Genomic DNA, 20,194 nt, shown 5'->3' on the forward strand with positions numbered 1-20,194 from the left:
TGATGATAACGCATTGTCGGGTTTCCGGCATGATGTAGTGCAAGAGAGGGAGTAATAAATGCGCAGACTGGTAATCGTAACCATCGTGGGTGTGTTAGCCGGGTGTTCCGGTGGTCATGGGCTGGATTCACCGCTCAAAACCTGTAAGGCTGTCACGGTGGCACTGGCTGGCAACAAGGCCGTGGTTTGGCAAGCCGAACAGCAGAGCGAACAGAAAGGCGTGCAATGGCAAGTAACGTTGGACTTTATTCTGGAAGGCCAGCCCGCCACGGATGTTTCCCAAGCGGTGTGCATTTACGGTCTGAGCAGCCCGGATATGGATTACCGTAATACCATGGGTGAATACGCCAACACCCCGACCTCGATGATGATCAACGGAATGCCTATCCCCGCCAGCGATCTGGTGCAAGCGGTTAATCGTGCGACTGCTGATACGGCTCAAGGTATTGGTCAGGATGCGCTGCAAAAACTCAACGGTAAATAATCCGCATTAATCAACGCGAAGCAGGCAGTTTCAGGCTGGCCTTGAGACCGGGTTGATTATCCGCTAACTGCACGCTTGCGCCATGCAATTCGGCGACGGCTTTCACCAGACTTAAACCCAGCCCGTTGCCGGGTGTACTGCGGGCATTGTCAAGCCGGGTAAAGCGTTTGAAGACCTGTTCGCGTTGTTCGGCGGGAATGCCGGGGCCGTTGTCGCTAACGGTAATGATAATGTTACCGTTTTGCCGAGTAGCATCCAGTTGAATAATGCCGCCTGCCGGGGTGTATTTCACCGCATTGTCGAGCAGGTTGGTGATGGCTTGCGCCAGCAATTGGCGGTTGCCGTGGATGTGCAAATCAGCGTCGGCATGGTGATTGAGGGTGAGATTGTCTTCTTCCGCCACTGCCGTGTATAGATCGGCAAGCTCTTCGGTCAGGGTACTTAAATCCACCTGTTCCCAGTCCTGACGTTGGCTGCTGGATTCTACCTGTGCAATGCTGAGCAGAGCGTTGAAGGTTTTGATCAGTTCATCCACATCCTGAATCGTGTCCTGAATCAGTTGCGGGTAATCGGTGCTTGCGCTGGGGTGGTATAAGCTGGACTCCAGCCGGTTACGTAAGCGGTTCAGGGGGTTGCGCAGGTCGTGGGCAAGGTTGTCGGTGACTTCGCGCATACTTTGCATCAGTTGCTCGATTCGCGCCAGCATGGTGTTGAGCACATGGCTGAGACTGTCGAATTCATCGTTACGCCCGGTGACAGGCATTCGCTGTGACAGGTCGCCGCTGATAATGTTGTTGGCGGTGCGCCCGACTGCATTGATGCGGTGTTGGACGTGACGGTTCATAACGATACCACCTGCCAGTGCCAGTGCGAAGATGATGCCGATAGCGGCCAAGACCGTTTCCAGCAGACGATTCAGCAGGGTATGCTGCTCCTTCAGATCCGTCACCACCAGTAATTGGTAGCCGCCCGGCAAAATAGTCAGCATTAAACGCGCCGGTTCAGAGCTGCGGTTTTTACCGATCACTTCGCTCAGTGGCAGGGTGGCAACGCCTTGGGTGGGGTTGTTGTTGACCGGCTCAAATTCAAGATCTTTGGCGAAATCGTGCTGGCTGCGGTGAATCAGCCGTGCTACCAGATAGCGTGAGCCATTTTCGCTGTTGCGCATACTGATGATGGTGGTGAAACGGTCTACCGGGAGTTCGCTGTACATCGCCAATAAGGCATCGGTTTCCAGTTGCAGGCGGGCATCGGTTTGCTGCCCCATCTGGCCTTTGGCCATCCAGTAAATGAAACCCAATGCACCTGCCGCTACCACGCTGAACAGCAGCGCGTAGACCAGAGACAGGCGAAAAACCGAGGTGTTAAGCAGCTTGCGGGTCATGTAGCAGATACCCTGCGCCTCGGATGGTATGCAGCAATGGTGTGTCAAAATCCTTGTCGATCTTGCCGCGTAGACGGCTGATGTGTACGTCGATCACATTGGTTTGCGGGTCGAAGTGGTAATCCCAGACCTTTTCCAGCAGCATGGTGCGAGTGACGACCTGCCCGGCGTGGCGCATCAGGTATTCCAGCAGGTTGAATTCACGCGGTTGCAAGGGGATGACGGTTCCGCCACGGGTGACGCGGCGTTTCAGCAGGTCGAGTTCTAGATCGCGGACTTTCAGCGTGGTGAATTCCTGTACGGGTTGGGTGCGGCGTAACAGCGCTTGCAGCCTCGCCAGCAATTCGCTGAACGCATAGGGTTTGACGAGGTAATCATCCCCCCCGGCACGTAAGCCTTCCACCCGATGATCGACATCCCCCAGGGCGCTGAGGATCAGCACCGGGGTTTGCAGCCCTTGCGCCCGTAGCGTCTGGATCAGCGAAAGCCCGTCGCGTTTGGGTAACATCCGGTCGACAATGAGCACGTCATAATTGCCTTGCAGGGCAAGGTGCAAGCCGTCCTCGCCATCAGCGGCGTGGTCAACAACATAGCCACTTTCCATCAGACCTTTCTGGATGAAACTGGCAGTTTGGCGGTCATCTTCAACAATCAGGATATTCATAGGCTTAAGGATAAAACACTGCGGGGTTTTGTGTGGTGAACATCCTGTAATGTTACCACTTCAGTCCGACAATTCGCTGATTAACGGCATTGTAACGGTAATCCCTAATCTGTTCATTCAACAGCAGCCCAATCGTCGTCTCGATCAGGGGGAACGGCACAATAAACCATTCACGTGGCATGTGGCGTTTGCTTTTGCTATCAAACACATCCAGATTCAAACAGCTTTCCGCGAAAAATGTGTGTAGCAGCCATTCCATTTTTTGCGGGTTGAGGTTATAGGTTTGGTATTCTGCCACCACCTCAACATCTGCCATCCACGAATGGCGGGGTCTTGGCTTAAAGAACGCAGCACATACACGTAGCCTGTCACGGTATCTTCCTCCGTGACACCGCCAAAGCGTTTCGCGAAGTCCTGTTGAATTTGGGTATTGCTGTCAGAAACGATCTTGCCATCCTGATACAAGGCTTTGGCCAGTGAGCGGTACAGCATATTGGATTCTGTGCCATTCTCAAAAATGCAGTAGGTGCGCCCATCTTTGCGAAACCGTTTGCCCGCGACGGTTTTTTCTTGTGAGGTGAAGTTAATCGCTGCCAGTTTCAGCAAAACGCCACCCAACACGTAATACGCGCCTGCGACCAGTTGCTCACCTTTGTCATTGAAGCGCAGCAATTGGCGCGTGCCTGCTTTGAGTTCTTGTTGCACTTGCGCGAAATCGGCCTCATGTGCCGCGAAATGTTTGCAGGGTTTGCGTTTAGCAATCAGTTCGGCGCTGGCACGTTCGGCAGCCGTGACGTGTTTGAGCTTGAAAATATTGTCGTCATCCTTTTCACCTAAATCGCCGCCCAATAACAACAGGAAGCGATCCAACGGCAATAACGCCGCCATTTTTTCCGTATCTTCGCGCAAGCCTTGCAAATACATGACTGGTTTGCGGTTTTACTTCCAGTAAACCTACGTGGGTTTTCAGGAAGACGCCGATTTTGTCGCGGTACAAAATCACCGCCTCCTCATCCGTCATCGCAATGCGCCCCGCGTCGATGGTTTCCTGAATCACTTTCCAAATTCACCCGGCAAGACTTTCAGGAGGGTGCTGTCTTGCAAAATGGCGGCTTTGAGGTCGTTGAGGTCGGACTCCACAATGTCTTTCACGCGCCGGGAGCTGGGTTCTTTGAAACCCCGGATTTTGATCGTGCCCGGTGGGGTGTCTTCCTCATCGTCAAAGCGTTTGGTTTTGAAGGTGAAATTGGGGGCGAGTACCTGTTCCATCAACAGTGAGGCGGTGATGGCTTTGAGCATATTATTCACCGAAAGCTTGACCTGTGCATCGGCGGCATCGGGTTGGGCAATCAGGTTGGTGAATTGCGCGTGGGGTTTGCCTTGGCTATCGCGAGTGGCTCGCCCGATGATCTGGATGATTTCGGTGAGTGAACCGCGATAACCCACGGTTAAGGCGTGTTCGCAGAAAGGCCAGTCGAAGCCTTCTTTAGCCATGCCGAGCGCAATGATCAGATCCATGTCAGCGGCGCTGTTAATGTCGCGCAGGTAGGCGACGATCTTGTCGCGGTCTTTGGGGGTGTCATTGACCAAATCGGCGACTTTTATGATCTTGCCGTCAGTACGTTCCACAAAAATGACGCCTGTGGTGGCATCCTGATGGGTGACACGCCCGATAATGTCGAGTATCCGGTCGACTTCGTTACGTTTGTCTTTGGTGGACTCGCCCGCGTTAACGTTGGGAATGTGCAGGATGGTTTTCTTGTCGGTATCGAGAATTTCCCCGATAGCGGTGAGGTAACGCCCCTGATAAAAGTGGTAGCCAATCCCCAACGTTTTCAAGTGTGTATAGCCGTTGAGCTGCTCGTAGTAGTTGTAGGTCACTTTGGTTGGTGAAATTCATCGATGGCCAGCAAGGTATTATTGAGGCGGCTGGTTTCCAAGCCTTCAAAGGCAAAGCGCAGGGTGGCGTGGGTACAAATCAGGAGAGTGGCGGCGTTGTCATCCAGGAATTGCTGAAAGGCTTTGACCTTGCTGGTTTCACCGCCGGGGGTACACAGGTTGTAATCATCGTTGAGTTCCCAATCAGCAAAAAAGCCGTGTTCGCTGAGCTTGGTGCTGGAAAACGAGCTGCCGATGGAGCGTTCTGGCACGGCGACGATGACTTTTTTCACGCCTTGGTTGTAGAGTTTATCCAGCCCCAAAAACATCAGGGCGCGGGATTTGCCGGAAGCAGGGGGCGCTTTGAGCAGCAAGTATTGCGCATCACGGGCGGCGAAGGCGCGGGCTTGCATGTCACGCATTCCCTGCGGGTTGGTGTTGATGCTGGCGCTGGTTTGGGCGTAGGTGACGTTGACGAGGTTGGTGGGGGTCACCAAAGAGGGCGTATGCAATACGCCCCTTGACGGGAAAAGGTTCGATGGCGCGGGCATCGGCGAAAATCCATGCCCAGTCGCCGGAGTCTTCGCAATCTTGCGCGGTGTCGCGGTCACAGCCAGCGGCTTTGCCGTGTTGTTTGGCATTGAAGGGGACGCAATCCACCAGTTTAACGTGGGCTATCGCCATGCCAGAGGGGTAGGGCGTGCCATCTGCCATGCGCTGCCCTGCCATATTTTTGCTTGCACCAATCAGCAAGTCGCCACGGTTTTGCTGCCGTTGGCAATTTGGCTTGCCCACGGTTGACGTACCATTAAACATTTCATGGTTAAGCCCCTTGTTCCCACTCAAACCCGACCAGATTTCGCGCCTGTTCGCTGAACTCCATCCCCAGCAGCGTAATCTGGTGTTGCCCATCCCGATACGGCGCGGCGTAATCTTTTTCCTTGATTTGTTTCATTGCGCTGCCATCGCCTTCTGTGCCCTTGACCATTTTGAACTCGATGATGTAGACCTGCCGCAAGCCATCGGGGCGTTGAAAACGAATGGTCATATCAATCCGCCCTTGATTGTTGCTGACTTCCACCTGCGTTTCCATGCCCAACGCACACAGATAGGCGTAGATGACCGCAGCGTAATAGCCTTCGTATTGCGCCATCGGATTCTTGTTGTAGTTTTCGTAAGCAATATTGGCAAAGAGGCTGCGGATATGTTGTTCAAATGCGGGCAAATCGCCGCAGTACAAGGCTTCGCTCACCGTGCCTAAAGCGTGTGGTGTGTTGGTGAGGTAATTATCCAAAAAGTAGCCCATCAAGCTGTAGCGCACTTCGTGGTTGGGGTAGGTTAATAGGTAATCCGGCGCTCGCCCCTCGCCATTGTTTATCTCCTGTTTGATCGTCAAATAGCCGGTCTGGAACAACAGCGTCTCGATATTCAAACGATCCACATCAAAATCGCCCAGCTTTTTGTAATCCATGCGCACCGCTTCGAGGTTGGGCAAATGGAAACGCCGTTTTTTCAGCACATCGACCAGAAACGTGGGTGAACCCGTTTCAAACCAATGTGGCAGGTATTTTTTACCTTTATCCAGAAACAGCAGTATATCGAAGGGGTTGTAGACGCGCTCACCTAGCCAGCCATAACCGTTGTACCAGCGTTTCATCGTGGGAAGGTCGACCCCTTGCAGGTAATCAGCAAAGGTGTGTTCCAACTCTGTTTGGGTGTAGCCGCATAGGGCGCTGTAACGCGCATCAATGGTAATGTCGTTAAGATTATTCAAGCCGCTGAATAACGAAACTTTGGAGAATTTACTCACCCCTGTCAGCAATGCAAAGCGGATATTGGCATCTTGTCCTTTGATCACCGAATAAAAACTGCGCAAGGTATCGCGCATGTCAGTGGCAATTTCGGTGGCGTTTTCAATGTTATCCAGAATGGGTTTGTCGTACTCATCAATCAGTATCACTACATTGCGCCCGTATTTGGCTTTGGCGTTGCGGATCAATTCGCCGAAACAACCGGAGAGGCTCGGCATTTTGCAAGGCTCAAGCCCTAGGCGTTCTTGGTTAATGATCAGGTGTTCACGGATTTTTTCGTCCAGTTCGGTGCTGTTGTGACCGCCACCATCGGCAAAGCTGATAGTGATCACAGGGTATGATACTGACCAATCCCAATGCGGGTGGATGTGCAAACCGCGAAATAATGCCTCATTGCCTTGAAACAATTGGTAGAGGGTATCGACCAGCAGCGATTTGCCAAAGCGGCGCGGGCGCGATAGGAAGAAGTATTTGCCCGACTCGACCAGTTGCCGGACATAGGGAGTCTTGTCCACGTAGAGGTAATTGTCGTAGACAAAATCAGCGAGAGTGCTAATGCCAACAGGTAGTCTTTTCATAACGGTAATACAGCTTCTGCTTCCACAACACCACATTCATTTTAGCGCGAACAACCCACCCACATCCACCCGCGCCCGCAGCTTCGCCGCCAGCAAATACAGCCCGCCGAGCTTACGGTGCAAAAACAGCGCATCCGCTGGTGGGGTATGCCAATAGTCCTGTTCCATGCTCAAGGCCATGCCCGCATCGCGGATACGTGTTGCCAGATTCGACGTGCCGAAATCATACACGCCATCCCAACGTAGTGGTTCACAGGCTTGCACAAACAAGTCCAGCACCGCTTCGCGCTGTTCTGGGCGAATAAACTCCTGGAAGAAACCGATTTGCGTCGCACCCGCATCCATCATGGCGCGGTCTTTTTGCACAGCGCCCTGCATCACCTGATGGTAGCCTTCGGCAATGCTGGTGGGGTAGGCGCGTGTTGCTCCAAAGTCGAGCAGGATCAATTGCTGCGTGGCGCGGTCATAGCGGTAATTGGCAAAATTCGGGTCGGTCTGCACCAGCCGGAAGTCGAAGATTTCGCGGAATAATAAGCTCATCAGCAAGGTCATGACGCGATCACGCTCTTCTTGCGGCGCACTCGACAGCGATTCAATCGGCACACCACCAATGTAATCCATCGCCAGAATATTCACGGTGGTGAAATCGTCATGCACTGTCGCGATCGTAAATTCAGGGCTATCCACCAGCAGGGTTTGGTAATGACGCATGTGCGCCGCTTCCTGCAAATAATCGGCTTCCTGATGCAATTGCAGTTTGGCTTCTTCCAACAGGTGCTGGTAGTCGATGCCTTTGGGGATCAGCCCGGAAATGCGCAGCAAGGTCGCGACATTATCCACGTCGCTGCCGATGCTTTCGCGCACGCCGGGGTACTGGATTTTCAGCGCCAGATGCCGCCCGTCTTTGGTTTGCGCCGAATGCACTTGCCCGATGGAAGCCGCCGCTAAGGGTTGGAAAGAAAATTGCTGGAAGTGCGTGTTCCAGCCTTTGCCCCAATTCTCATCCAGCACTTTGGCGAGTTGGCTTAACGGCATGGGTTTGGCGTCGGAACGCAGCCGCGAGAGGATCTCGGTGAGTTCGGGGGGAAGCATATCGCCCGCATCCATCGACAGCAGTTGCCCGACTTTCATCGCTGCGCCGCGCAAGCGTGCCAACTCATCGGCCACGCGCTTGGCATTCGCCGGGGTGAGCAGCAAGTCGCTGACTGTGGGGCGGTTGCCTTGGGCGAGTTGGCGTGCGCCTTCGGCAATCATGCCACCTGCAACGCCTGTGGCGAGTGAGCCTAGGCGTGCCATGCGTGCCAACCGTCCGGCCGGGACACTGGCGTTGTGTTTTTCGTCGATAGTACTCATGGCAATTTCATCGCTTCGAGGTGTTCAGGGTTGATGCACAGGCGATTGCCGCAGGTTTGGCGTACCAGCGATTTCGGCGGGATTTCCCCGAAAAACGCGATGTAACTGGCATCGTCTGCACCGACAGTGCGCGGCATTCCGTCATCCTGAATCATGATGCGCCCACGCCCACTATTGCTGATTTGCCCCTGCCATTCCCAGCATTGGGTGGTGGGGTTAATCGTGCTGAGGGATTTGAGTTGGGCTTGCAGTTTGGCTCGGTACATGGAGGTTTCCTTTCACAATAGCCTAGCGGGTGAGTGTGTTTTTTGTATGCAAACTTTGCAATTAGTCTTGCTTTGTATCTGGTATTTATACAAGAGTGTGACAAGACGTGTTCTGATTGGGATAATAGCGTAATTGACTGGTAAGGAAGGTGAAAAAATGAACGTCGCTGATATTGGCCGGATTATTGAAATGGCGTGGGAAGATCGCACCCCGTTTGAGGCTATTCAAACCCAATACGCGCTCAATGAAGCGGCGGTCATCAAACTGATGCGCGACCAGATGCAACCCTCCAGTTTTCGGATGTGGCGCAAGCGCATGGCGGGGCGCACCACTAAGCACCTCGGCAAGCGCGGGTTTGGGGTGGGGCGGTTTGTGTGCCCATCGCAGCGTACTCGTTAGGAGCAAAGCATGACGTATAAAAATCCAAACCCACAAGGCAAAGGGCTGGTTCCGGTGCTGGCTGCTTTGGGTGGGGCGAAGTCAGGGGTCATTGTCTTACCCAAACAGGTTGAGCAGATTGCTGCTGAGTTGTTTACATCAATGTTTATTCTGGAAAGCCGCTTTAGCTTCAAGCCGGTGAGGGGGCGCAGCTATTGGCTGTACCGTTACGGTGAGCGTTTCCAGTTATCCTTGATGGCGCCACAGCAATGGAGTGTCGGCACGTTTGATCAGGTTATTGGTTGTTGTGAGTTGCACAATGACCTTGCGTGGACGCTGACCTTGAGTGAAGAAGCCAGCCATGATCAGAGCTTCATGGCGTTTATCGCGACTCGGCGCGAACGTTTTCAACAAGCCTTGCAAGCCAGTCAATCATTGGATGAGGCGTTACCCGTCTATGTGCAAGCGCTGCCGTTTTACCAGCGGGTGTTTGCCTCGGCTTTGGCGAGTTCGTTGGGTAAGTCGATGCAACTGTCAGGTATCGCTGGCTTGAGTTATCAGCAGGCACAGCGGCAATTAGAGACGATTGAAAGGAGTGATGGTTGACTACTCCCCACGGCTAAAGCCGGGGGATTCCTAATTCACCGAGAACAGGACGACGACACCGAAATGCCATCGCCACTAACATTCTCTCCAAAGGCTAACACCGCCAGCCCGGCGGCTAAAATGTTACGTGCTGCATTCACGTCACGGTCGTGGGTTGTGCCGCATTCGGGGCACTCCCACGATCGCACGTCCAGCGGCATGTTTTCTTTCACGAACCCACAGCAGGAACAGCGTTTAGTGGACGGGAAGAATCTCCCTATCTCAACGTATGTCCTCCCGTACCAGCCAGCTTTGTACGCAAGCTGGCGAGTGAACTCACCCCAACTTGCATCCGCAATGTGCTTGGCTAACGTTGGGTTCTTAATCATGTTCTTCACGGCGAGGTTTTCAGCACAAACCACTTGGTTCTCGTTAATCAGTTTGCGGGACAACTTGTGCAAGTTGTCCGAACGGTCATCGGAAATTTTCGCGTGAACACGGGCGACCTTGCGTTTAGCTTTCAACCGGTTCTTGCTGCCGAGTGTCTTCTTGGCAAGACGGCGTTGGTACTTCGCGAGTTTAGCCGCGTGTTGTGCGGTGTGGCGGGGATTACCGGATTTAAAACCGTCAGAGGTAACGAACAAATCCTTGATGCCCACGTCAATGCCTGCCTTTTTATCGGTGACGGGCAACAGCGTGGGTTCAAATTCACACAAGCAAGACACAAAATAGCGTCCGGCCTGATCTTTGGAAACAGTAACCGTGGTGGGGTCAGCCGGAAGTGCCTGACTCCACTTGATATTCAGCGGTTTATCGCACTTCGCCAGTTTCAATTCACCGTCACGGTAGCTGAACGCGCGGTACGTGAATTCAGCCGATTGGCGGTGCTTTTTAGATTTGAAGACAGGGTATTTTGCCCGACCTTCAAAGAAGTTTTTGAACGCCGTTTGCTGATTCCTCAAGCATTGTTGCAGCGGAACACTGGAAACGTCGTTCAGGAAAGTAGCTTCAGGCAGTTTTTTGATGGCAGTCAGTTGGGAACTCGCTTTCGTGTACCCAACTTTTTCCTGAGCCTGATAGTAGGCATCCGTGCGGTAACGCAAGATGCTGTTGTAAACGTAGCGCACACAACCGAACGTCTGAGCCAGCAACGTTTCTTGTTGTGGGTCTGGGTAGAATCGGAATTGGTAGGCGCGTTTAGTTTTCATTATTCACAAAATATCGTATATTTCGTGAAGAGTCAACAACCGAAGATAGCAAACCAAACGGAGGAGCGAGAAGAGGGTCGGCTGTCGCCGACGCGCTATCCCTCCCCATGCCTAAAGGCAGGGGTATCTCGCGCACGACTGATGAAAAAATTATTGGTGTTGATGCTGGCCTGGGTGTTGGCTGGTTGCGTGGGTGTTCCTGAGGGGATTACCCCGGTAGCGGGCTTTCAGGTCGATCGTTATCTGGGGCGGTGGTATGAAGTTGCCCGCCTTGACCATTCCTTTGAGCGTGGCTTGGAGCAGGTGACAGCAGAATACAGCCCGCGTGAGGATGGTACTATTCGTGTCCTCAACCGGGGTTACAATACCAACAAACAGCAGTGGGAAGAGGCGGAAGGCCGCGCCAAATTCGTGGGATCGAAAGACGTGGGGCAGCTAAAAGTATCGTTCTTTGGCCCCTTCTACGGCGGTTACAACATTGTGGAACTCGACCCGAATTACCAATACGTGATGATCGTTGGCAATGACCGCGATTACTTGTGGATTCTGTCACGCACGCCGCAACTGGATGCAGCCGTGCAACAGCGCTTGGTGGAAAAGGCCAAAAGCCTTGGGTTTGCCACCGACAAGCTGATTTATGTAAAGCAGGAATAACTACCCTTGATTATCCGCTGGTAAGCGCTTTTTCCCTGTCAGTGGTAAGCGGTAATACGCAAACAAGCGGTAGCCCCATTCCATGACAGGGATAAGCAAGGGCACGCGCTCTACGATGGCGGCGAGGCGGCGGTAATAGGGAAGTTGTTTCCATACGGCCAGAAACCCGCGCACGCCGGTTTGCATGTGCTGTTGGGTGTCGATCACGTGAATCCGCGCCATGGCTTGTTGGTAGGTGATGCCTGCCGCCGCTAAGGCGTCGTGGTCTTTGGTAATGTCGACCCACTGAATGTTGCCTGCGGTGTCGAGTTTTTTCATGCCGTTGATTTCGAGGTTGCAAATCGGGCATTCGCCATCGTGGAAACAGGTCACTTTCGAGGTGTTCATGGTGTATAGCCTTGTGGGTAAACAGAGTGTGGTCAGCATTCCGCATGGTGGGGGCTTTTTCAATTACTCACCGTGGTTATCCGGTTTCTCTACAATAGCCGTACACAGACTACAATCTTGTCTATGACCGACAATTCAGAAAAGGAGATTCCCATGTACCCGAAACGTCCCTTGCCCAGATTGATGTGGTGGTTAGGTTACGGCGGCTTGTTGCCGTTTGCTGTGCTGAGCGTGGCTTTGTTGTTGGGGTCTAGCTTGCCGTGGCTGGAAAATGTGCGGCTGGATTGGTGGCTGGCTGCGTATGCGGCAATTATCCTGAGCTTTCTCGGGGCGGTGCATTGGGGCGTGGCGCTGGGGATGCAGGATAAGCTGGATGAGCATGATCTGGGCAAGTTATTGCTGTTTAGCGTTGTGCCGAGTGTGTTGGCGTGGTTTTCTTTGTTGCTGCCGATTAAATGGGCGTTGTTCTTGTTGGCGGGGTTAGTGGTGTTGGCTTATATCGTCGATTCGCTGTTGCTGTTTAAGCGCTTGTCGGCGGACTACGGGAAAATGCGTTTGCATTTGACGGTGATTGTGGTGCTGCTATTGGTCGCAGCGGGAGTGGCAGTCTCATGACAAGCAAGATTACGCCTGCCGATATTCTGGATTTTTGGTACAAGCCGCCAATGTCTGAGCAGTGGTTTGCCTCCACCCCGGCGATTGATGCGGACATTCTGGCGCGTTACGAAGCCTTGTGGGCAAGCGCCGCCGCTGGTGAATGGGGTGCGTGGCGCGACAGTGCCGAGGGTTGCCTTGCCTTGTGTATCGTGCTCGATCAGTTCCCCTTAAACATGTTTCGCGGGGAGGCTCGCAGTTTTTCCACGGAACAGCAAGCGGTTGCCATTACTAAACACGCGGTTAAGCAAGGTTTCGATCAGCAGTTACCCAAAGATAGGCTGGCGTTTTTGTACATGCCTTTGATGCACAGCGAACATCTGGCGGATCAGGATGAGTCAGTGCGTTTGTTTGATGCCAGCGGGCTGGAGGGCAATGCGCAGTTTGCCCGCCACCACCGTGAGATTGTACGGCGCTTTGGGCGTTTTCCGCATCGCAATGCCGCGCTGGGGCGGGTAAGTACGGCGGATGAATTGGCTTATTTGGCTTCCAAAGAGGCATTTACCGGATGAAATCATCTCCTTCTGTCGCATGGTTGGTGGGCGCAAGTTCTGGTATCGGGCAAGCGTTGGCGTTCCAATTGGCGCAAGCGGGTTGGCAAGTGGCGATTAGCGCCCGGCGGCTGGATGCGTTACAGGCGATGCAGGCGCAACACCCGGCCTTGCACCCTTACACGGTGGATGTGACCGATGTGCCGAGCCTGCATGAAGCGGCGGCAGCGATTACCCGCGAGTTGGGCGAGATTGAGCTGTGCGTGTTGAATGCGGGGGATTACACCCCGATGCCCTTGGCTGATTTCAATATCGAGCTGTTCCGCAAGTTGTGTGACATCAATTATCTGGGGGCGGTGAACGGGCTGGATGCGATCATGCCGTTGATGTTGGCGCGGGGGCGCGGGCAAATCTTGCTAACGGCGAGCGTTGCCGGGTATCGGGGTTTGCCGAAATCTGCGCCGTACAGTGCCAGCAAGGCGGCGGTGATTAGCCTTGCGGAATCGCTGCATCTGGAATTGAAGGCGCGGGGCGTGCTGTTGCGGGTGGTTAACCCCGGTTTTGTACGTTCGCCGCTGACGGATAAAAATGCTTTCAAGATGCCGTTTTTGCTGGAGCCGGAGGAGGCCGCGCAAGCCATTATGCGCGATTTGCCCCGCCGTAATTTTGAAATTGCCTTCCCGAAACGCTTTGTTTACCTGCTGAAAGTGCTGCGGTTGTTGCCGTATTGGTTGTATTTCAAGCTGACCAAGGGGGCGCTGTAATGGGGCATGTGGAGCATTATTTGCAAACCTTCACGAGCTTGACACCGGATGGCTTGGAACGTTTGGCGGAGATTTTTGCGGCGGATGCGCGTTTCAAAGACCCGTTCAACGATGTGCGCGGGTTAGCAGCGATTACGCGGATTTTTGAACACATGTTTGTGACTACCCGCGATTCGCGCTTTGTGATTAGCGACCATGCGGTGACGGGAGATACGTTATTTATCCGCTGGGATTACCATTTTCAGACCTTGAAGGGTGAGGCATGGGAAATCCCCGGTACGAGTGTGGTGCGTTTCAATGCAGAAGGCTTGGCGCTGGAGCATGTGGATTATTGGGATCCGGCAGAGCATGTTTACAGCAAATTGCCGGTACTGGGGTGGCTGATGCGTTGGTTGCGGGGTAAGTTGCAGGCGTAAAGGCAGATCAGGATTCCAGTTCTGCCAAACGTGCTTGTAAGCGTGCGAGTTCTTCTTGTAAAGCAATGGTTTGGGTAACGTCTTTTTGTACGCCAATGTAATACATCACACCCTCTTCACGGTCGAAGTACGGGCTAATGGTCAGGTCATTCCAGAACAGTGTGCCGTCTTTACGGTAATTGCGTAATACCGCACGTACCGGCTGCTCACTCTCGATAGCGGTGCGAATTTTCAGGAGTTCGGGCTGCTCGTGGTCAGCGTTTTGCAGGAAACGGCAATCTTTGTATAAGCACTCATCAGAGGTATAGCCGGTCAATTCCTCAAAGGCACGGTTCACGTACAGTAAAATGGTGTCATTACCCTCGCGCTCAGCAATGGTGATGCCGTGTTCGGCATGATCAATCAGCGCCTGTAAGAGTTCTGGGCGGATTGTGGTGGTGAGTGTTTCAGCCATTGGGTGGAATCCTGCGAAGTGTAACATCCCTTATTGTAAGTGGAGTTAGTCGAAACGGCTAGTACACTGTTTACTCACAATCCCTTCAGTAAACTTTCCCGCAACGCCTGTGTAATCGGTTGTTTCTCACCCAACCAAATCCCGAAATACACGTTGGCAAATTCGGCTGATTTCACGCTGGTCAACGGTTTGTCATTCAGCAGCAAGCGGGTGGTTTGTTGCTTGGCGTCGTAACACATTTGGTAAATGTCGCCTACTTTCACATCCTGATAAGCATTGTGTAATTGTGCAAGTTGGGGATTGATGCTTTGCAAGGTGGCAGTGTCATGCTGGCGTTTGAGGATAGTATCGGCTGCCAGTGCGAATTTGTCGGCGCTTAAATCCACCGCGTAATCCAGCGTCAGGCAGCGTGATACATCGGCCTCCAGCACATTGGTGCGGGTCGCATTGTTGCCGACCGCCAAGCTGGCGTTATAAACCTTGATCACGCTCAGGTAAAACGCATCGCCCTGACCGACGGTTTTCAAACCCGCCGGGAGCTTTGCCATAACACTGAGCGGCGCTAGTAATAACGTCGTCAGCAGTAGTATGGACGTAAGTGTGTGCATGGGTTGTCTCCTGTTCTAACGTTTCTGGAATGAGATGGTGACTTCACCCAGAGTAATGCCGAATTTGCTCATTTTTGCGCGGTTCAACATCACGCCATCCGGCTGCATGTACATCCAGTCATCGAAGCTGACTTGCCAGACTTTGCCATCCACCGGCAGTTTCAGGTCATACGCCCAGTTCAGTGCATTGCCGTAAGTCACGCCTTTGGCTTCACCCACCACATCATCGGCACGCCCGGTGTAATGGTGTTCGTCCGTTTTGCGGATGCGCCAGATTCGTTGGGATTTTTCGCCATCGTTCCAGACAAAATTTTCCGTCATGACCAACTCGCCGTTGTTGTCGATGACGCCGTTAATGTCGACCACGAACTGGCGTTTGAGCGCACCGCCGCGATCCTGAAACACGCCCCAGCCTCGGGTATTCCCCTGAAAGTACTGAAACAGGTCAAAGCGCGGTGTAAAACTCGCGTAGTCTTCAATCTTCATGCTGCTGCACCCGCTCACGATGAAGAGCAGAAGGGTAAGCAGAATAGAGCGCATTCGCATAACTCATCTCCCAATAATCCCGAAAATCAACTTCACTAAAAGGGAAGTGCCACATCCGCCAAATCACCCAGCTTTTCAGCAGTACCGGCAACCCGGCGTAGAGCAACGCCATTCCCCACAAGGTCGTGCGGGTTTGCGTGGTGGCATCTTGTACAAACCCCGCCCAATCCAGCAGCGGAAAGGCAATGCCCACCGCCAAGGCCAGCGCCAGCTTGGTCAACAAACCCCACAGCCCAAACAGCAAGCCCGTATTCGGATTACCCTGATGCTGCATTTGCTGGGCAATATCCGCCTGCATCGAGGCGGGCAATGCCACATCAGCCCCCAGCGCCAGCCCGCTGACCGCACAAATCACCATGAACCAGCCCGCATCACCTGCCCCTAAAAACGGCACAAACGCAAACGCGGCGACCGATAAAATAAGCGCCAATGCCCATGCTCGACTTTTGTCGAGGCGTTTGGCTAACCACAACCACAGCGGCAGACCAAGAACACCACTGAGAAAGTAAACCATCAGCAACACACCGACTTGTTCCGAGGTTTGCAGCACATGCGTCACAAACAGGATGAACAAGGTGGCGGGTAAGGCATTGGCTAAACTGTTAATAAAGTAAGCGGGCAACAATTGGCGTATCGCTGGATGTGCTGAAAGGATGTTGCCCACCTTGCGCAAAGGCGCGAACCGACGCTCCTGACGGCGTTCCACCAGCCATACCAAGGCCGGTAATAAGCTCAGGGGTAACAAAAACCACAGGAGATTGGCAAGCGTCCCCAAGGTAGTCGCTGCCTCCGGTGATCCTGTTAGGAACGGTAAACTGATCACCACCACCGTACCGAGAATGGCAAAGCCCTCGCGGCTGGCGGACAAGGCGCTCTTGCCGTGGTAGTCGCGGGTCATTTCCGCGCCCCACGCCTGCCAAGGAATACTGACCAGCGTCCAGCCCATATAGGTGATGAATGACCAAAAGAACAGGTAAAACCCGTCAACCTTACCCGTGGGGCGCAGCAAGTATTCCAGCCCCACCAGTAACAACGGCGTACCCAGCAGCATAAACAATTTGCGCCGCCCGATACGGCTGTGCACCTTGTCATTTAACCAGCCGATCAGCGGGTCGGTGAGCACATCCAGCCCGCGTGCGGCCAGCAAGGCCATGCCCACCACTGTCAGGGAAAGCCCGAGACTTTGCGCATAAAACGACGGTAAATACACATACAACGGCAAGCCCAACATCGCCAGCGGCAGCCCCGGCAAACCGTAAAACAACAACTGGCGATAATGGGCGGCGTTCATGCGCGTGGTTTCTCCAAGGTCAACTGGATTACGTCAATGCGCCCCTCGTTGAAACCAGCTTCGCAATAGGCGAGGTAATAACGCCACAAGCGTTCAAAGCGTTGGTCATACCCCAGCGGGCGCAGGGCAGGCAGGGCAGCGCTGAAACGCTTGTCCCATTCCGCCAGCGTATGCGCATAGTCTGCACCAAAACCAATGTGATTGATTTGTTTAAGGTTACTCTCAGCAACCAGTGCATCCAGTTTGGCAGGGCAAGGCAACATGCCACCGGGGAAGACGTAACGTTGGATAAAATCCGGGCGGGCGCGGTAGGTTTCAAACCATTCGTCGCCGATGGTGATGATTTGCAGCACGGCGCGGCCACCCTGTTTCAGGCTGCGTTGCAGGGTGTCGAAATAGGTTTGCCAATATTCTTCGCCGACCGCTTCAAACATTTCGATGGACACAATGTGGTCGTAAGTGCCTTCCAGGTGGCGGTAATCGCGCAGCTCCAGGTGGGTCTGCTCGCCAAAGCGGGCGAGGCGTTGTTGTGCCCACGCGAGTTGTTCGCTGGAAAGGGTAATGCCGTGCACCTTGCAACCGGCTTCTGCGGCAACTTCGGCGAAACCGCCCCAGCCGCAGCCGATTTCGAGGATGCTTTGCCCCGGTTGTGCCTGCAATTCATCGAGGATGCGCTGGTATTTGGCGTGTTGTGCCTGTTCCAGCGACATCTCCGCTGAGGTGTACAGTGCAGACGAATAGGTCATGCCGCCATCCAGCCATTCGCGGTAGAAATCGTTGCCCATGTCGTAGTGGTGGGCAATGTTCTTGCGGCTGTTTTTGACGCTGTTGCGGCGTAGTTGGTGCAACCACTTGGTGGGCAGGCGTAACCATTGCCCGCGAGCATCCAGCGTTGTACCGATCTTGTGCCAGTTTTGTACCAGTAAGGTCAGCAAATCGGCGGGGTGATCACTCGACCAGTCACCGCTTAGGTAGGCTTGTCCGAAACCTAAATCGCCTTTGGTCAGGCATTTCCATGCCAAGCGCATCGGGTGATGGATATGGATGGTGGCGTGGTATTCGTCCGTATCACCGACTACGTAGCATTCCCCATCCAGATAAATCGTGAGTTTGCCGTGGCGGATGCGTGCTAATACCGACATTAACCAGCGCTTGAAAGTGGGCAAATGTTCAAAGTTTGGGGCAAGCGGGGTTGTCAGGGTGTTTTCTAGATTCATTAGCTGACCTCCTCGGTCGGTGGGGGTGGCTTGCGGTGAAATTTTCCGCCTTTACGCCAGATTTTGAGTGCTTGCCAGTGGATCAAGACCATGATTTTCAAGGTCATGAAGGGGATGCTCGCAAACTGGCGGAGTAAAACGCCTGCCGTCAAGGGCAGGCGTGTGCCTTTCTGCGTGGCTACCAGCATCAGGTCGTCGCCCTCGTATTCGTGGATCACGATATTGAGCTTTTCACCGGGTTGGTGGATGAAAAACTCATAGCGTGCCTGCATCCCGATGAAGGGGGAAACGTGGAATATCTTCTGCTTGGCGCCAGTCACGATGGGGGCAAGCGCCTGATTGTGCCGATGTAGCAGGTAGTGGTGGTGCTCACCGAAGGTATTGCGTACTTCGCAAATCACCGCCTGTAAGTCACCATTAGCCGCGTAACAAAACCACAAACTCAGTGGGTTGAACCCATACCCCAAGATACGTGGGAAACACAGCAACTGGATTTGACCATCAGCAGAAAAAATGCCATTTTGTTGTAAAAGCTGTTGCGCCCACGCACGCCAGGGGCTGCCATCGCGTGCGCCGTGATCGCGCTGGTACAAGCTGAATAAGTTGAAACGGTTAATGGAAAACAGTGGGTTACGCCCCACTTCGTCGAGCTGGTCGATGTCGACCAGCAAACTAAAAACGCGATAGCTGAAACGGTAACGGATAGGAAAACGCCGACTGTGCATCACTGTGGAGGGGAAGATAGCAGCAGCCTCTAACGTGTTCATGGCGTTACCGCCCCAGCCATCGCTATGGGGAGCACAGGTTGAGGAGTCGTCTCCTGTGCGTTGACCCAAACCGGGGTAATGCCGAAGTCTTTGCAGATTTTCACCGCAGAGGCGAGGGCATCTTCATGGAAACCGTAGCGGTGGTAACTGCCACAGAACCAGGAATGTTGTTGACCTTGCAGGCTGGCAAGCTGGGGTTGCGCGTTCATGGCAGCCTGATCGAAGACCGGGTGTTCGTAAGTCATTTCGGCAATGATGTGTTCGTCACGCGGCAATTCATACGGGTTGAGGGTGACGAAATAATCCTTGGGGGTGTTCAACCCTTGCAGCTTGTTCATCCAGTAGCTCGCGGTCATTTGTTGACGTGATGCTGGCTGGCTGGTGGCGAGGTAATTCCACGACGACCAGACTTTGTGGTTCACCGGCATCAGTTTGGCGTCGGTGTGCAGGTAGGTCTGGTTCTTTTCGTAGTGGAAGCAGCCGAGGATGCGCTGTTCCTCGGGTGTGGGTTGTGCCAGCAGCGCCAGCGCTTCATCGGCGTGGCAGGCAAAAATCACCGCATCAAAGTCGTGCTTTTCGGTTTCAGTGAACACGCTGGCTTGGGTGGCAGAACGTTCTACGCGCACTGCACCCGCTTGCAAGGTGATCTTGTCGCCCATTTCCGTGAGGAGTTTGCGCACGTAAAAAGAACTTCCTCCGCAAACTGTTCGCCATTGGGGACGGTTACGGAGATCAATCAAACCGTGGTTGGCGAAGAAGCGGAGGAAGCTGAGCGCAGGAAACTTCAGCATGGTATCGACCGGGCATGACCAAATGGCTGCCCCCATCGGCAACAGGTAATGTTCGCGCATGTCGCGGGAAAACTGGTGGGCATCCAGCATCTCGCCCAGACTCATGTCGGGAACGGCGGTCGGGTTGGCCAGCAATTGATGCGCAATCTTGTTGAAACGCATGATTTCCGCCAGCAAGCGCCAGTGACGTGGGCGGAACAGATTCTTACGTTGTGCAAACAGGGTGTCGAAGCTCGAACCGGAATATTCCAGCTCCCCCTGATTCAGTGAAAACGCGAAAGACATATCGGTGTCGCGGGTGGCAACGCCCAGTTGTGCGAACAAACCGATCAGATTGGGGTAATTGCGGTCATTGTAGACGATAAAGCCGGTGTCGACCGGAACGTTGCCAGCCTGTTCGGGTACGTCGATGGTGTGGGTATGCCCGCCGATGTAGTTATTCTTTTCAAACAGCGTGACGTTGTACTGCTTGTGCAATAGCCATGCTGATGCAAGTCCTGTTATACCTGAACCGATGATGGCAATGTTTTTTCTGTACATATCCGCGTTTTCCTTTGTCATAAC

The 20,194-nt window shown here is 53.6% G+C and carries 27 protein-coding genes; 8 read left to right on the plus strand and 19 right to left on the minus strand.

Annotated elements, in window-relative coordinates; translation table 11 throughout:
• The first annotated feature begins 58 nt into the window (after positions 1-58).
• The gene (locus tag J9253_RS05040) at positions 59-484 is read left to right on the plus strand and encodes a hypothetical protein (protein WP_210223581.1); all 426 of its coding nucleotides are present in this window, start codon (positions 59-61) and stop codon (positions 482-484) included.
• Between the two features lie 10 nt (positions 485-494).
• On the opposite strand, the gene J9253_RS05045 is transcribed toward J9253_RS05040, so the two are convergent.
• From J9253_RS05045 to J9253_RS05090, 10 genes are all read right to left on the minus strand, one after another.
• Positions 495-1,868, minus strand: coding sequence for a sensor histidine kinase (locus J9253_RS05045; protein WP_210223582.1), 1,374 nt, complete (start codon positions 1,866-1,868; stop codon positions 495-497).
• Positions 1,849-2,532 (minus strand): response regulator transcription factor, encoded by a 684-nt coding sequence (locus J9253_RS05050; protein WP_210223583.1) that lies wholly within the window; start codon positions 2,530-2,532, stop codon positions 1,849-1,851. Before J9253_RS05050 ends, J9253_RS05045 begins: the two co-directional genes overlap by 20 nt.
• 52 nt (positions 2,533-2,584) lie before the next feature.
• A complete protein-coding gene (locus tag J9253_RS05055) occupies positions 2,585-2,848 on the minus strand; it encodes a GIY-YIG nuclease family protein (protein ID WP_228291509.1) in 264 nt (87 codons plus the stop codon).
• Positions 2,749-3,456 (minus strand): hypothetical protein, encoded by a 708-nt coding sequence (locus tag J9253_RS05060; protein WP_210223585.1) that lies wholly within the window; start codon positions 3,454-3,456, stop codon positions 2,749-2,751. The genes J9253_RS05055 and J9253_RS05060 overlap by 100 nt, the downstream gene beginning before the upstream one ends.
• A 129-nt stretch (positions 3,457-3,585) precedes the next feature.
• The gene (locus J9253_RS05065) at positions 3,586-4,413 is read right to left on the minus strand and encodes a DEAD/DEAH box helicase (RefSeq protein WP_210223586.1); all 828 of its coding nucleotides are present in this window, start codon (positions 4,411-4,413) and stop codon (positions 3,586-3,588) included.
• Entirely contained in the window at positions 4,410-4,922 is a 513-nt protein-coding gene (locus tag J9253_RS05070) for a DEAD/DEAH box helicase (RefSeq protein WP_210223587.1), read from the minus strand. The genes J9253_RS05065 and J9253_RS05070 overlap by 4 nt, the downstream gene beginning before the upstream one ends.
• Positions 4,825-5,226, minus strand: coding sequence for a hypothetical protein (locus J9253_RS05075; protein ID WP_210223588.1), 402 nt, complete (start codon positions 5,224-5,226; stop codon positions 4,825-4,827). The genes J9253_RS05070 and J9253_RS05075 overlap by 98 nt, the downstream gene beginning before the upstream one ends.
• A 7-nt stretch (positions 5,227-5,233) precedes the next feature.
• Positions 5,234-6,799, minus strand: coding sequence for an ATP-binding protein (locus tag J9253_RS05080; RefSeq protein ID WP_210223589.1), 1,566 nt, complete (start codon positions 6,797-6,799; stop codon positions 5,234-5,236).
• A 36-nt stretch (positions 6,800-6,835) separates the two neighbouring features.
• Complete coding sequence (locus J9253_RS05085; protein WP_210223590.1) at positions 6,836-8,152, minus strand: ABC1 kinase family protein; 1,317 nt, start codon at positions 8,150-8,152, stop codon at positions 6,836-6,838.
• Complete coding sequence (locus J9253_RS05090; RefSeq protein WP_028489093.1) at positions 8,149-8,418, minus strand: HNH endonuclease family protein; 270 nt, start codon at positions 8,416-8,418, stop codon at positions 8,149-8,151. Before J9253_RS05090 ends, J9253_RS05085 begins: the two co-directional genes overlap by 4 nt.
• 157 nt (positions 8,419-8,575) lie before the next feature.
• On the opposite strand from J9253_RS05090, the gene J9253_RS05095 reads away from it, so the two are divergent.
• The gene (locus J9253_RS05095) at positions 8,576-8,818 is read left to right on the plus strand and encodes a TIGR03643 family protein (RefSeq protein WP_210223591.1); all 243 of its coding nucleotides are present in this window, start codon (positions 8,576-8,578) and stop codon (positions 8,816-8,818) included.
• Between the two features lie 9 nt (positions 8,819-8,827).
• Positions 8,828-9,403, plus strand: a complete 576-nt coding sequence (locus J9253_RS05100) for a DUF2452 domain-containing protein (protein ID WP_038141092.1) — start codon at positions 8,828-8,830, stop codon at positions 9,401-9,403.
• Between the two features lie 35 nt (positions 9,404-9,438).
• Here J9253_RS05100 and J9253_RS05105 read toward each other — a convergent pair whose 3' ends face one another.
• Positions 9,439-10,590: an RNA-guided endonuclease InsQ/TnpB family protein gene (locus tag J9253_RS05105; protein ID WP_210221241.1), complete on the minus strand. Its 1,152-nt coding sequence runs from the start codon at positions 10,588-10,590 to the stop codon at positions 9,439-9,441.
• Positions 10,591-10,731: 141 nt separating this feature from the next.
• On the opposite strand from J9253_RS05105, the gene J9253_RS05110 reads away from it, so the two are divergent.
• Positions 10,732-11,244: a lipocalin family protein gene (locus tag J9253_RS05110; protein ID WP_210223592.1), complete on the plus strand. Its 513-nt coding sequence runs from the start codon at positions 10,732-10,734 to the stop codon at positions 11,242-11,244.
• On the opposite strand, the gene J9253_RS05115 is transcribed toward J9253_RS05110, so the two are convergent.
• The gene (locus J9253_RS05115) at positions 11,245-11,631 is read right to left on the minus strand and encodes a thiol-disulfide oxidoreductase DCC family protein (protein WP_210223593.1); all 387 of its coding nucleotides are present in this window, start codon (positions 11,629-11,631) and stop codon (positions 11,245-11,247) included.
• A gap of 153 nt (positions 11,632-11,784) precedes the next feature.
• Between J9253_RS05115 and J9253_RS05120 the strand changes: the two genes are divergently transcribed.
• The 4 genes from J9253_RS05120 to J9253_RS05135 are packed head-to-tail and all read left to right on the plus strand — an operon-like array spanning position 11,785 to position 13,956.
• Positions 11,785-12,246: a DUF3429 domain-containing protein gene (locus tag J9253_RS05120; RefSeq protein WP_228291510.1), complete on the plus strand. Its 462-nt coding sequence runs from the start codon at positions 11,785-11,787 to the stop codon at positions 12,244-12,246.
• Positions 12,243-12,797 (plus strand): DUF924 family protein, encoded by a 555-nt coding sequence (locus tag J9253_RS05125; RefSeq protein ID WP_228291511.1) that lies wholly within the window; start codon positions 12,243-12,245, stop codon positions 12,795-12,797. The genes J9253_RS05120 and J9253_RS05125 overlap by 4 nt, the downstream gene beginning before the upstream one ends.
• A complete protein-coding gene (locus J9253_RS05130; protein WP_210223594.1) occupies positions 12,794-13,540 on the plus strand; it encodes an SDR family NAD(P)-dependent oxidoreductase in 747 nt (248 codons plus the stop codon). The genes J9253_RS05125 and J9253_RS05130 overlap by 4 nt, the downstream gene beginning before the upstream one ends.
• A complete protein-coding gene (locus J9253_RS05135) occupies positions 13,540-13,956 on the plus strand; it encodes a nuclear transport factor 2 family protein (protein WP_210223595.1) in 417 nt (138 codons plus the stop codon). Before J9253_RS05130 ends, J9253_RS05135 begins: the two co-directional genes overlap by 1 nt.
• Before the next feature lie 7 nt (positions 13,957-13,963).
• On the opposite strand, the gene J9253_RS05140 is transcribed toward J9253_RS05135, so the two are convergent.
• From J9253_RS05140 to J9253_RS05170, 7 genes are all read right to left on the minus strand, one after another.
• On the minus strand, positions 13,964-14,410 hold the full coding sequence (locus J9253_RS05140) for a PAS domain S-box protein (RefSeq protein ID WP_210223596.1): 447 nt from the start codon (positions 14,408-14,410) through the stop codon (positions 13,964-13,966).
• A 74-nt stretch (positions 14,411-14,484) separates the two neighbouring features.
• The gene (locus tag J9253_RS05145) at positions 14,485-15,018 is read right to left on the minus strand and encodes a chalcone isomerase family protein (RefSeq protein WP_028490201.1); all 534 of its coding nucleotides are present in this window, start codon (positions 15,016-15,018) and stop codon (positions 14,485-14,487) included.
• Between the two features lie 15 nt (positions 15,019-15,033).
• Positions 15,034-15,504, minus strand: a complete 471-nt coding sequence (locus tag J9253_RS05150) for a DUF3833 domain-containing protein (RefSeq protein WP_266097373.1) — start codon at positions 15,502-15,504, stop codon at positions 15,034-15,036.
• Positions 15,494-16,855, minus strand: coding sequence for an MFS transporter (locus J9253_RS05155; protein WP_210223598.1), 1,362 nt, complete (start codon positions 16,853-16,855; stop codon positions 15,494-15,496). Before J9253_RS05155 ends, J9253_RS05150 begins: the two co-directional genes overlap by 11 nt.
• A complete protein-coding gene (locus J9253_RS05160) occupies positions 16,852-18,072 on the minus strand; it encodes an SAM-dependent methyltransferase (RefSeq protein WP_210223599.1) in 1,221 nt (406 codons plus the stop codon). Before J9253_RS05160 ends, J9253_RS05155 begins: the two co-directional genes overlap by 4 nt.
• Positions 18,072-18,839, minus strand: a complete 768-nt coding sequence (locus tag J9253_RS05165) for a DUF1365 domain-containing protein (RefSeq protein WP_210223600.1) — start codon at positions 18,837-18,839, stop codon at positions 18,072-18,074. Before J9253_RS05165 ends, J9253_RS05160 begins: the two co-directional genes overlap by 1 nt.
• On the minus strand, positions 18,836-20,191 hold the full coding sequence (locus J9253_RS05170) for an NAD(P)/FAD-dependent oxidoreductase (RefSeq protein ID WP_228291512.1): 1,356 nt from the start codon (positions 20,189-20,191) through the stop codon (positions 18,836-18,838). The genes J9253_RS05165 and J9253_RS05170 overlap by 4 nt, the downstream gene beginning before the upstream one ends.
• Positions 20,192-20,194 lie beyond the last annotated feature (3 nt).

The organism is Thiothrix litoralis, from assembly GCF_017901135.1.
GTDB lineage: Bacteria > Pseudomonadota > Gammaproteobacteria > Thiotrichales > Thiotrichaceae > Thiothrix > Thiothrix litoralis.